12 protein-coding genes are annotated in these 12,380 nt (G+C 61.2%); 4 read left to right on the forward strand and 8 right to left on the reverse strand.

Annotated features, from left to right (window positions below):
• Positions 1–11 precede the first annotated feature (11 nt).
• On the reverse strand, positions 12–167 hold the full coding sequence (locus BN2475_RS34175) for a hypothetical protein (protein ID WP_159444524.1): 156 nt from the start codon (positions 165–167) through the stop codon (positions 12–14).
• 96 nt (positions 168–263) lie between these two features.
• Here BN2475_RS34175 and BN2475_RS05665 point away from each other — a divergent pair, with 96 nt between their 5' ends.
• The 4 genes from BN2475_RS05665 to BN2475_RS05675 all read left to right on the forward strand — a co-directional run bounded on the left by BN2475_RS05665 (position 264) and on the right by BN2475_RS05675 (position 5,643).
• Positions 264–1,490 carry a phospholipase A gene (locus BN2475_RS05665; RefSeq protein ID WP_245841152.1) on the forward strand — a complete coding sequence of 409 codons (1,227 nt, stop codon included), beginning with the start codon at positions 264–266 and terminating at the stop codon, positions 1,488–1,490.
• Positions 1,491–1,861: 371 nt separating this feature from the next.
• Complete coding sequence (locus BN2475_RS05670; RefSeq protein ID WP_174641876.1) at positions 1,862–3,088, forward strand: Rossmann-fold NAD(P)-binding domain-containing protein; 1,227 nt, start codon at positions 1,862–1,864, stop codon at positions 3,086–3,088.
• Positions 3,089–3,212: 124 nt separating this feature from the next.
• Entirely contained in the window at positions 3,213–3,467 is a 255-nt protein-coding gene (locus BN2475_RS35285) for a hypothetical protein (protein ID WP_245841153.1), read from the forward strand.
• Positions 3,433–5,643: an ATP-binding response regulator gene (locus BN2475_RS05675; RefSeq protein ID WP_245841154.1), complete on the forward strand. Its 2,211-nt coding sequence runs from the start codon at positions 3,433–3,435 to the stop codon at positions 5,641–5,643. The genes BN2475_RS35285 and BN2475_RS05675 overlap by 35 nt, the downstream gene beginning before the upstream one ends.
• 78 nt (positions 5,644–5,721) lie before the next feature.
• Here the strand turns inward: BN2475_RS05675 and BN2475_RS05680 are convergent, their stop codons facing one another.
• The 7 genes from BN2475_RS05680 to BN2475_RS05710 all read right to left on the reverse strand — a co-directional run bounded on the left by BN2475_RS05680 (position 5,722) and on the right by BN2475_RS05710 (position 12,379).
• Positions 5,722–6,855: a hybrid sensor histidine kinase/response regulator gene (locus BN2475_RS05680; protein ID WP_094778589.1), complete on the reverse strand. Its 1,134-nt coding sequence runs from the start codon at positions 6,853–6,855 to the stop codon at positions 5,722–5,724.
• Between the two features lie 222 nt (positions 6,856–7,077).
• Positions 7,078–8,010 carry a flavin reductase gene (locus tag BN2475_RS05685; protein ID WP_094778590.1) on the reverse strand — a complete coding sequence of 311 codons (933 nt, stop codon included), beginning with the start codon at positions 8,008–8,010 and terminating at the stop codon, positions 7,078–7,080.
• Complete coding sequence (locus tag BN2475_RS05690) at positions 8,007–8,849, reverse strand: alpha/beta fold hydrolase (RefSeq protein WP_094778591.1); 843 nt, start codon at positions 8,847–8,849, stop codon at positions 8,007–8,009. The genes BN2475_RS05685 and BN2475_RS05690 overlap by 4 nt, the downstream gene beginning before the upstream one ends.
• Positions 8,839–9,426, reverse strand: a complete 588-nt coding sequence (locus BN2475_RS05695; protein ID WP_094778592.1) for an amino acid synthesis family protein — start codon at positions 9,424–9,426, stop codon at positions 8,839–8,841. Before BN2475_RS05695 ends, BN2475_RS05690 begins: the two co-directional genes overlap by 11 nt.
• Before the next feature lie 301 nt (positions 9,427–9,727).
• The gene (locus tag BN2475_RS05700; protein ID WP_094778593.1) at positions 9,728–10,417 is read right to left on the reverse strand and encodes a GntR family transcriptional regulator; all 690 of its coding nucleotides are present in this window, start codon (positions 10,415–10,417) and stop codon (positions 9,728–9,730) included.
• An 85-nt stretch (positions 10,418–10,502) separates the two neighbouring features.
• Complete coding sequence (locus tag BN2475_RS05705; RefSeq protein ID WP_094778594.1) at positions 10,503–11,585, reverse strand: ABC transporter ATP-binding protein; 1,083 nt, start codon at positions 11,583–11,585, stop codon at positions 10,503–10,505.
• Entirely contained in the window at positions 11,582–12,379 is a 798-nt protein-coding gene (locus tag BN2475_RS05710; RefSeq protein WP_094778595.1) for an ABC transporter permease, read from the reverse strand. Before BN2475_RS05710 ends, BN2475_RS05705 begins: the two co-directional genes overlap by 4 nt.
• Between the last annotated feature and the right edge of the window lies 1 nt (position 12,380).

The following is a 12,380-nucleotide window of genomic DNA, read 5'->3' on the forward strand; positions in this document are numbered from 1 at the left end:
TCGACAAATCGTCAACTGGCGGCAATGCCGATTAATCGCCCATTCGCTGCCGCTTGCGCGCGCCATCGCGTGTGGCCGATTTTTTCCGCCCATTCTTCTACCCATTTGTTCGCTTTGAAGCTATCTTTTCTCTGCAACCTGAATTCGTAGATCAATAGGAGTCCCATGTGTGGAATCGATTGATGCCTCGAGTAAAGAAACTCCGCATTTCCGTAGTCCGCGGCAATCACTCGCACGTATTTGGGCTATCTCTTGGCATTAGCATGCTGGTGCTTTGCGCCAGTTACCCTGTCTACAGTTTCGCGGGGATTTCGGTATTGCGTCCGCCGCGCGAAGCGCTCTCCAACACACCGCTCGTCGTGACGATCGTCTATTCCGGCGACCAGCCGGACGGCACCGAAGTGAACGTTCCCGCGCAATTGAACATCGCCGTCAGCAACGCCGATGTCATACCGAAGCAGTTGACCCTCACGCGCGAGAGCGGCGCGCCGGACCATCTCAAGCTCGGTATGGGTGAACTCAAGGCGATCCGCTATAGCGGAACCTGGCCCGACTGGGCGCGCGGCGCGATGAAGATCGACGGGCCCGAGCTCGACGTTTCACCCTCTTTCGTATTGCTCACCCGCCCGCCGCGCTCCGGCAAAGAGGAGGCGCTGGCTTCGTCGCAAGCCGCTGCTGGCGAATCGTCGGGTATGGCGCAGCCGCCTGCGAGCCTGATTGCGACTTCCCCGACACCCGCCCGGCCCAATGCGCCCACGCCGGAAGTGAATAGCTTCTTCAGCCGTTTCTCCACCTTCGAGCCCATGTATTTCGCCGACGGCTCGAACGGAGAAAATCTCGCGAAGTTCCAGTTGAGCTTCAAATTCCGCCTGGTCGTGCCGGATGATCCGCGCTCGCGAGGCTTTGTCGATAACCTGTACTTCGGCTATACGCAGGCCTCGTTGTGGGACCTGGGCGCGCACTCCGCGCCGTTCCGGGACACGAGCTACATGCCGCAATTGTTCTACTACCTCGAGGACACCGGCTGGAAGAGTCCGCTATTCAGCAGGATGGGAATAATGGCCGGGTACGGCCACGAATCGAATGGGCGCGACGGTCCCGAATCGCGTGGTATCGACATCTTATTCGTGCGCCCCACGTGGGAGTTTGGCGACCTGAGTGGCAATCACCTGACCGTGTCGCCGAAGATCTACTACTACGCGCACATTGCGGCAGAGAACCACGATATTGCCAACTATCGAGGCTACGTGGACCTATTGCTGAAATACGGCAGCACTGACGGTTGGCAACTGGCCGCGACCTTGAGAAAGGGCACCAAGTCCACTTACGGAAGCATCGACACGCAGTTCACCTATCCATTGGCGAAGCTGATCAATAGCTCGTGGGGCGGATTCCTTTGGATCGGCTTCTTCACCGGCTATGGAGAAGATATTCTCGACTACAACAAGCATCGGTCGATTGCGCGCATTGGGTACAGCGTTGCACGGTAGTTGGCGTAGCAACTGGCCCGTTGCCGATACGACGACCGGGCACGCGGCACGCATACGAAGCGCCGCCTGGGTGGCCCTTCTATTTTTGCAGCCGGCGCGGCGTGGCCTTGCAGGATGGGCTCTCGCGCCCGTGCAACCATGTTACCAATCGGTCACTTCCGCGGTCTGACAGGACATCGGTCGCCTCGCACCTGACCGCTTGCCCTGTGCGGAATGAATGCCGGCATCGGTAATTCTTAGTGTGCCAATTATTAGCGAACTAACAGCCGGGCACAGAACAGCGGATTTCTCTAGAGTTGAAGGTAGCCCGTCAATCCGGACCGGCAACACTGCGCTGGCTTTCCAGCGTCGTTCAACCTATGGGAAAAGCAATGAAAACTTCTCTGCACAAGGAAGTGGGGACCAGATCCATTCCGCAAACCGGCCTCCAGTTGCATCTGAATAGTGCACCGCTGGTGCTCAAACATACTATTCATTCGGAATATATCCGGGATAACCTGCCCGCGGGTCAAGGCGGCGTCGGGTTTCTGTTTCACGCCACGGACTGGGATACGCTTTCATTTTCTTTCCACAATGTCAAAAACAGAGACGCATCATTTGAAGAAGAACTCTGGAACACCAAGCCCTTTATTGCATCGCCGATCTATTTCGGATCTCAGATCATAGGCGCCAATATCGCCTGCCCGGTGCCACTCGAAATGTGGCTTGGAAGCCCGCGCGGCATCAAGCGATTCAGGGAGACGCAATTCTTTCCGGCCCTGGAGCTGGCCAGACAGGCAGGGCTGAACATGGTGGCCATGGGCGCGTCCACACCGTACGCATGCAACTATGGGGCGCTGCCGCGCCATACCAAGCCGCCTCATATCACCACCGGGCACGCGGCCACCGCGGCGATGCTGAAAGACTGGGCCGTGCATTGCTGCAACGAACTCGACCTCGATTTCGGCAACACGAAACTCGCGCTTTTTGGCGCGGCCGGACGGTTGGGCACGACAGTCGCCAAGTATCTGCTCTATAAAGATGCGCCGAAAGAGCTTGTTCTGATCGATCTGCCTGACAAGGTCAACCTGCTCACGGAACAGGCGAAGGAGCTGCTGGCGTCCGACCTGCTGGGCAACTCCCGGGTTTCGGTGCATACGTTCAGCCCGGACACGCCGTTGCCCGACTTCGACGGCGCCATTCTCGCGAGCAGCACCAGCGTGCCCTACCTCAGCGCCGCCGACCTGAAACGCGCGCAGTTCTGGATCGACGACTCCCATCCCCGGGCGGCGAGCGTCGAAGCCGAACTCGCGTCACGCGGCCATACACTATATATTGAGTGCTTCGCGCGTGGCCCCGCCGGACTCGACACGACGTTTCCGTTCAGACTGCCGAGCACCCGCGATTGCTATACCTGTTTCGCCGAAGGCTATTCTGCCTGGCAGGAAGGCATCGCATCCGATTTCATCATCGGTAGCCCGCCCGTATGGTCAGTCTCCTATACTCACAGTTTGCTGAAGAAATACGGGTTTTCGGTCGGGCCTTTTCACGGCAAAAACGGCTCGCCGATCGAGCTGGAAGTGCAGCACCGCAGCAAACATGAATTGATAGGGTCGTAAATATCAACGGAGGCCTGATGGCGATACCGCGCGAAAGTATGCGGGATATGCTGGAACGAAGCAGGTTTGCAATTCGATGGGGAGGCGCACTTGGCCTCCTGTGCCACCCCATCTATTACGTCGTATGGACCTATATCCTGCCGCAGCCTTACGACAATCTTCCGCTTCGGCTGAGCGCGGCGGCCGTCTGCATCCCATTGCTTTTCCAGACGTACTGGCCGAGGCGATTCAACCATTTGCTGCTGATTTACTGGCATTGCTGTCTGATCTACGTATTGCCATTTGTTTGCACATTCCTCACTGTCAGGAATTCATTCTCCACGATGTGGATGATGACCGACGTCATGATGATTTTCATTATGGCGCTGTGCATCGATAATCCGCTTTTACTGTTCACGTGTATCGGCATTGGCGTATCTTCCGGCTCGCTCGCCGCGGTGCTCACCGCTCCCGCGCCGGTCGTCCTCGAGGCGGCCGACATGGCGAATCTCGCGTTGATGCCGGTGGTCGTCCTGTGCAGCATGGCCTTCAGCCATGCGATCAGCAAGGGGCGCATCTCGGTCGAAAAGAACCGTGCCTTGCAGGCGCTCGCGGGCTCGATCGCACACGAAATGCGCAATCCGCTCGGCCAGTTGCGGCACGTTCTGGATCGGGTGGAAGAAGCGCTGCCCGCGACGACCCCGTCAGATCGCCAGTACGCCGACAGTACGGCCGCGCTGTATGGCCATCTCGCGCACGGCCAGTTGTCGATCGAGCGAGGTTTGCGCATCATCGCGATGACGCTCGACGAAGTCAGTGCCAAATCGATCCGCCCGGATAGCCTGAGCTATCTGAATGCCGCGGCGACCACACGTAAGGCAGTGGAAGAATATGGCTTCGACAATGAAAAGGAGCGTGGCAAGGTCAACCTCGTGGTGCGCGAAGATTTCATCTTCAAGGCCGACGAAACCGTCTACCTGTTCACCCTGTTCAATCTGATCAAGAACGCGCTCTATCACATCGCCGCGCATCCTTCGGCGACGCTCACGCTCACGGTGGACCGGCAGTGCGTGATTGTGCGCGACACGGGCAACGGTATTGCGCCCGAGATCCTGGCGCATCTGTTCGAGCCATTTCGCACCGCGAAGAATCCGGGTGGCACGGGGCTGGGCCTCGCATACTGCCAGCGTGCGATGCGCGCGTTCGGCGGAACCATCGGTTGCGAGTCGGAAGTCGGCAAGTTCACGGCGTTCACGCTGCGGTTTCCCGTCGTATCGAAAGAGGAAATCGCCGACTACGAGCAGAAGATTTTCGAACGCGCCGCGCCAGTTTTCAAAGGCAAGCGCATTCTCATCGTGGATGACGACGCCGGTCAGCGCTCGAGAACCCGTCGCGTACTGACGAAGGCCGGGGCCGACGTCAGCGAGGCGCAAAGCGGCGCGATGGCGTTGACGACGCTGCGGCGGTCATCGCACTACGACCTCGTGTTGATGGACATCAGCATGCCGGTGCTCGACGGCTATGCCACCACCGAAAGAATCCGCGCCGACCATCAATGTCCGAACCGCAGCGTGCTGATCGTGGCCTACACGGCGGAGCCCGGCAATGCGGTACGCGTGCACGCCCGACGAGCCGGCATGGACGAAATCATCAGCAAGTCTTCCGGCGTGCAGGAGTTGATAACGTCGCTGCAGGCACGCTTCGAAAACGGCGACCGGCATCCGCTGAACCCGCGATCCGACGGATTCGCCGGCAAATCGATCCTGGTGGCGGACGACGACACCTACAGCAGGCTGGTTGCCAAGGCTTATCTGGAGCGCTGCGGAGCGAATGTGGTCGAGGCCGAACACGGCCAGGCCGTGCTGGCCCGGCTGCGGGAAGACGATATGATCGACGCGATCCTGATGGATATGAACATGCCGGGAATGACCGGCATCGACACCACCGCGTCGATTCGCGCCCGCACCGACGTGTATGCCACGGTGCCGATCATCGCGTTGACCAGCCAGTCCGATATCGAATCGGTGCGCGCGTGCCTCGCTGCCGGCATGAACGAAGTCATGATCAAACCGGTGCAGGCCGGCTCGCTTTACGCGTGCCTCGCAAGGCAGTTTGCACCGCAACGCGCGGTGACGGCCGCGACGAAACCGGAGTCATCACCGGCGTCTGCGACGGCGGCCGGCAATCTGGCGGCAGTCGCGCACGACGCTCTGCTCGATGAAGAACGCCTCGAAGAACTGGTCTCGCTCGATTTGCTCGACGAGTCGTTCGTCAACGGCATCGAGCAGATCCGCTTGCAGGTGGCGCGACTCGCGACCCATGCAGCGGCCCACGACCTCAAATCGACGCACGCCGCATTGCACGCCCTGCTTGGAGTCAGCGGCAATATCGGCGCAAAAGCGCTGCATGGATTCGCAAGGCAAATCTATCCGCGCGTGATTGAACGCGAATGGCCCGCAGAGCCCGACTGGCTCGGCCAGATTTCCACATTGGGCGAGCGTTCAGCGCGAGCGTTGCAGACGTATTACGCTTCGGCCAAGGCACGTCGCGACCATCGCAACGCACTGAGCGATTGATTGCCCAGCGCCAGTACGAGGGACCGTGGGCGCTGGCCAAGCGGATTTCGCACGAGCACGAGCACGAGCCTGCGCATCTCATCCGTCGCTGGGGTTCATTCGGCTCTTCGATGCGGGAAAACCCATCGTAACCGTGGTTCCCTCACCCAGCGCGGAGTCGACGCGCAGGCACCCGCCAAACGACTGCATGATGCGATTGCAAAAGATCATGCCCATGCCGTGCCCGCCAGCACCCGCGTAAGTGGTGACGGGGTCGAGCAGCAGACGCGCCTTGATCTCGGGTGCAATCCCCGGGCCGTTGTCGCGAATCCGGATTTCGGGCTCGGGGCTCTCCACGATTTCGAGGCACAGCGATGGCGCACTCGTATCGCCAAGCGCTCGCAGCGCATTGGACAACAGCGAAGAAAGCACGAGCGCCACGCAATTGGGCATCGCGCGCACGACGAAATCCCCCTGCGCGTCGATTCGTATCCAATCGCGCTGCGATCCTGCAAACGGATAGGTATCGAGCAGCGTGGCGATCAGTTGCGTCGCTCTGACCTCGCGGCCGCTTGCCTCCAGGGCGGACTGGCGGCCACCGCTCTTGTGCACCGTCTCCCAGAAAGACGAGATCAGCGTCAGGCAAAACTGCGCATTGTTCAGCATCGATCTTGCGGCGTCGCCAATCTCTCTCTGCCGCTCTGGATCGTATTGCTCCGCAACGTCGCTCTCGACGGAGCGCGCAAAAAGCGAGATCGTTGCCAACGGCGTATTCAGTTCGTGCGCGAGAAAAGCCAGCGTCTCGTCCATCGCCAATAGCCGCTGTTGACGCGTTTCCCGTTCGGCGTAGCGCGCGATCGCCAGTTGCAGGACCTCACGCACCTTCTCCGTGCGCAGCGGTTTCTCGAGGATACGGAAGACGTCGCCGGTATTGACGGTCTTCAGCAGCATGTCCTTGTCGGCATACGCGGTCACGAGAATGCGCACGATTTGCGGATACTCCTGCGCCACCTGCCGCAGCAGATCGTCGCCATCGCGCCCCGGCATGCGGTAGTCGGTCACCAGTACGGCAATCTCGGCGCCGTACTGGCTCAGTACGGCAATCGCTTCATCCGCGCTCTGTGCGACATGCACACAGTAGTCCGCGCGGATCGCGCGGGCGAAGTGGTTGCGTGACATCTCCTCGTCGTCGACGAAGAGAATGGAAAACGGTCGTTGCGTGGTATCACTCATTGCATTCTCAGCGATTTGCGGGGGTCGGCCCACCCGGCAGGTCGAAGTCGAACGGAGTCCACTTCGCCGGTAGTCAAAGTGCGTTGGCGACGATCATATCCAAAGCGTCGACATTGCGCGACTATCAACTGCAAATGCTGATCACGCTTCACATTTCACGCAGCAAAAAAAAAGCGGCTTCGAAACTGCAACTCGAAGCCGCTTCCTTTTGGTCATGCACGCTCACGTGCTCCCAACCAGCGATTGCACGGTGCCTTTTTCAACATCGCCGACATAAATGCCAAACGCATCTTCGGTGCGCTCTTTCACGTAACGGCGCAGCATCGATTGCACCGCGGGATCGCGAATCTCATCCCACGGAATCGCATCGAGCGGAACATACTGGACATTCGGCGCAGCAGGCGCATCGTCCACCACGCGTCCGCGATAGTAAATGTGCGTGACGCCCTTCGCCTCGAACACCGCGAACAGAAAGTCCAGGTTCGCATTCAATTGCAATCCACCGAGCACGCCCCGCAAGCTAGCCGCATCGGACTGCGGTTCGAGCCGCGTGCCGGTGGGCAAGGTCAAACCGTTTGGCGTCCTGATCAGCACGAGGCCCCGGCCTTCCGCGTGCTCCAGAATCGCACCGACCTGTGCCCGCTGGTCGGTCGCGGCGAGCGCGTCCTGCGACAGGCTGAAGTCCACGTAAGCACCACGGCAGTAGCCCAACGGCGTCGCGCTCGAATGCGTGAAATCCACCACACGTCCAATCAGGATGATGTGGTCGCCTGCATCCACCACCTGATGCGTCTCGCAATCGAAACTCGCGGCCGCGCCGTCCATTACCGGACTGCCGGTGCGGCGCGCATGCCACGCGACCTGCGCGAACTTGTCCGCGCTTTTCGACGCGAACACGCCCGACACGGAGCGCTGATCTTCGGCGAGCACGCTGACGGCGAACCGCTGCGTCTGCGAAAACACCGGATGACTCGACGCCGTCCTGGCGATGCACACGAGGATCAGCGCCGGATCGAGCGACACCGACGTGAACGAATTCGCCGTAAAGCCGCGCGGCGAGCCGTCCGGTTGAATCGTCGTGACCACGGTCACACCGGTGACGAACGCACCGAGCGCACGGCGAAACTCGACGACATCGAAAGAAGATTCGGTCATGATGCTGCTCCTCGGGACTGGCGGTTCACATCGCGAATGAAGTGCAAGAGCCGCTGGTTGACGATCGACGGCGCGGTGACGTTCATCATGTGCCGCTCGCTCGCGATGATCTCGGCGCGGCCCAACGGCGCTGCGGCCGCCATCGATTCAGACATCGCCGGACTCGAATTCGGATCACACTCGCCGGTCATGAAAAGCGCGGGCATCGCCAGTTGCGGCAAGCGGCCGACGTGCGCCTGATCCGAACTGGCGAACAGCCGATACGTGCGAGCATAGCCTTCGAGATCGACGCTCTCCAGCAACGAGCGCACGAGATCCGCAACCTGGGCCAGGTGACCCGGCACCGGATCGTCGAACCAGCGCGCGAGCGTGGCGTCGATACTCGGCTGATCCAGCCCGCTGTTCAGCGACGCCGCGCGCTGCATCACAGCCGCCCGCTGCGACGGCGTGCGGTCGTACACGGCATTGAGCGCGGTCACGCTCGCGACCCGCGACGGATACTGCAACGCGAATTCGAGCGCAATCAGCGAGCCCATCGAATGGCCCACCACATGCGCGGTTTGAACGCCGAGGTGGTCCAACAGCGCCAGCAATTGCGCCGCGTAGTCACCGAGTTGCGGCGACGCAGCCGGAAGCCGGCTGCCGCCGTGCCCGAGCATGTCGTAGCTGATGACGCGAAACTGCGTCCGCAGTGCTTCGACCTGCGGTTCCCACACGCGCCGATTCATGCCCACGCCATGAATCAGAACGAGCGTTTCGCCCTCGCCCGCCACGCTGTAAGCGGTGCCGTCGAATGTGCCGCTGAGAACCGCGCCTGCCATTTCCGTTTCATGCTTCATTGGACCCGAGCTCCTTCAGATCCTGATAGCGGTCGCCGATCCGGTGATGCGGACGTCCGCCGATCGATGCGCCGAGCGCGATCACGAGTTCGTCCGGCGCGGGCGCGTCGATGATCGAGAACTGGATGGTCAGGTAGTGCGAACGCATGCCTTCGTCGTCCTTGTGCATCAGCGGAATCGTCACCGGGCAGTTCGGGCCGCCGCGCAGATTCGTGAAGCTCAGATAGCTCTTCGCGCCCACCGCCGTACGGTACTTGTTGCCGAAACGCAGCGTATGGATCAGCGCCGACGCGTGCTCCACTTCGCCGGAGGTGCCGACGATGGCCGCCTTGCCGTAACCCTCGACCGCTTCGCCCGATCCCGCCACGCGCAGGATTTCCGCCGTGAGGATTTCGCCCAGTTGCGGCGCGAGCTCGTGGATCTCAGGCTTCAGATCTTCGACGAAGCCGCGATCGGCCCACGGATTGCGCAGCACCGCAGCGGCCGCAAAGAGCTTCAGCGGCCGCTGCGCAACCTTGCCACCTTCGATGAACGTGTCTTCCACATACGTGACCAGCTTGCGAATCTCGAGCTTCATAAAGACTTCCTCCGGTGACAGGTGCGCCCTGGCTCAATGCGCGACGCGTATGGATATTATGGTATTCCATATTAGCGTATGCAAGCTCTTTAGACACGATGGCGGGTTTACGACGAGACTGCGCGAGACCAGGCGAGACTGCGCGAGACCGGACGGGCTGCCAGACACGCAATAGACCTGCGCGAAATATGCCCAGTACGCCGCGTGCCGCGACGTGCGCCACGGACGAAAAAAAACCGTCGCAAGCGACGGTTTCCGTGACAACCAGAGCGGCAACGGTCCGCGCGGGACCGCTCGTCAATCAGGCACTTTTCTGCTCGGACACCTGCCCGGCAAGCGCGGCCATCGCGATGCTGGCGGTACGGCGCACGTGTTCGAGCGACGCCGCGGCCGCCGCGTCGCCGTCTTTCTTCGCAATCGCCGTGAGCAGCTTGTTCATTTCGCGATTCGAGTCGGCGCCGCGCCCCGGCGATGAAATCGTCACCGAACGAAGCTGGTTGATGCGCCCGTTCAGCGACTTCACCACCTGGTGCATCATCGGCTTGTGGGCGCCCGCGAACATCGCCTCGTAGAACCGTTCGGTGTAAGTGAGCACGCGGCGGAAATCGGTCTGGTCGAACGCGTCCTCGATCTCCTTGCGGATTTCGCGCAACTGCTTTACGAGCGCGGGCGTCGCGTGCTCGGCGCACGCACGGGCCGCTTCCGATTCGAGCAGCGCGCGAATTTCGTAGATTTCCTGCACCTGCTCCGGATCGAGCCGCGCAACGATCGGACCGGAATGCGCGACCGTTTCGACGAGCCCTTCCGTCTCCAGATGACGCAGCACTTCGCGCACCACGGTGCGGCTCACGCCCAGCTGATCGCACAACGTCCGTTCGATCAGGCGGTCGCCGGGACGATAAAAACCCTGCGCGATGGCGTCACGCAACTTCTCCAGCGTGAGTTCGCGTAGCGTCGGTGCACTGCGGTCAACGCGCATCTGTTCGATCATGACGAGGTTCCCACGAGGTTCCCAGGTAATCACCTGAGCCGGTTGGTTTTTGGAATCCCATAGTATCGCACAGCCGTGCGGCTTCTCACGCGGGAAATACCTGCGCGTACCCGCGATCCCAGTCGAGCCAGGCTTGCGCGCCGATCGCCAGACCCGCTTCGTGGGAACCCGCGGCGGCACGCACCGCGATTTCCTGCTGCCACGGCGTCGCCACCGAATAATGCATCGTGTCGCCCAGATAAGTGATGTCGCGCACGACCACGGGTAGTCCGTCATTGGCAGCCTGCGGCGCCTGCGCGCGGATGCGGATCTGTTCCGGGCGCAGCATCAGCGCGCCGCCATCGCCCGCGTTGATCGCGTGATCGCACCCGGCAATCGGCACCGGCTTGCCGTTCGGGAACAGTGCATGGGTATCGGTATGGCCGCCCGCCAGTGTCACCGGCAGGAAGTTCGAATTGCCAATGAAGCTCGCGACGAACCGCGACGCCGGCTTGCGATACAACTCTTCGCCCGTGCCGACCTGCTCGATCCGTCCTTTGTTGAACACCGCGATCCGGTCGGACAGGCGCAGCGCCTCTTCCTGATCGTGCGTCACGTACAGGATCGTCACGCCGGTTTGCTGATGAATCCGGCGCAATTCCGTCTGCAATTCCTCGCGCAATTTCTTGTCGAGCGCGGACAGCGGCTCGTCCATCAACAGGACCGGCGGATCGTACGCCAGTGCGCGCGCAATCGCGACGCGCTGCTGCATGCCGCCCGACAGTTGACCCGGCATCCGGTCGCGACAATCGGCGAGATGGACGAGCTTGAGCATTTCATCGACTTTCGCGCGCACCTTTGCGTCGGCCAAACGCCGCACGCGCAGCGGAAACGCGACGTTCTCGCCGACCGTCAGATGCGGAAACAGCGTGTAGCGCTGAAACACCATGCCGATGTTGCGCTTGTTCGGCGCGACCGACAGCAGCGGCTTGCCGTCGAGCAGCACGCGCCCCTCGGTAGGCGACTGGAAACCCGCCACGATATACAGCGTCGTGCTCTTGCCCGAACCTGAAGGGCCGAGGAAGGTCATGAACTCGCCCTTCCTGATATCGAGCGACACGTGGTCGATGGCGACCACCTGATCGTAGGTCTTGCGAAGACGCTGAATCTGCAGAAACGGTGAGCTCACGATTTACCTCTCTTGAGTACAAGCCCCAGCAACATCAGGACGACGGTCAGTCCAACCAGCAACGACGACGCGGCGGCGATCACCGGCGTCAGATCTTGCCGCAGCGTGCCCCAGATGCGCACGGGCAGCGTTTGCAGGGTCGGGCTGGACATGAAGATCGACACCACCACTTCGTCCCACGACGCGAGGAACGAGAAGATCGCCGCCGCGAACAGGCCGAGGCGAATGGCCGGCAAGGTGACGCGCCATTTCACTTCGAACGGACTCGCGCCGCAGATCAACGCCGCGTCTTCGAGCGACGTGTCGAAGCTTTCCAGCGAATTGCTGATCGCGATGATCGAAAACGGCAATGCGATGATCAGATGCCCGATCACGAAGCCGACCAGCGTGCCGGTCAAGCCAATGCGCAGGAAGAAGCCATACAGCGCGACGGCGAGCACGACGACCGGCAATACCATCGGCGTCAGGAAAAATGACTTGAGCAGCGCGCGTCCGCGAAAGTCGCCGCGCGTCAGCGCCAGCGACGCGAAGAGGCCGAGCACGACGGACAGCACCATCACGACGAGTCCGAGTTCGACGCTCGTCATCAGCGAGTCGAACCAGCCGGGGTCCGAGAACAGCATGCTGTACCACTGCAGCGTCCAGCCCGGCGGTGGAAACATCAGCCACTGCGAATTACCGAACGACAGCGCGACGATGAACAGCACAGGCAGCAGCAGAAACAGCGACACCGCACCACCCACGCCGACCAGCAGCCAGCGCAACGGACCAAGACGATCGAAATCGAGCAACATG

The sequence above is a fragment of the Paraburkholderia ribeironis genome, assembly GCF_900019265.1.
GTDB lineage: Bacteria > Pseudomonadota > Gammaproteobacteria > Burkholderiales > Burkholderiaceae > Paraburkholderia > Paraburkholderia ribeironis.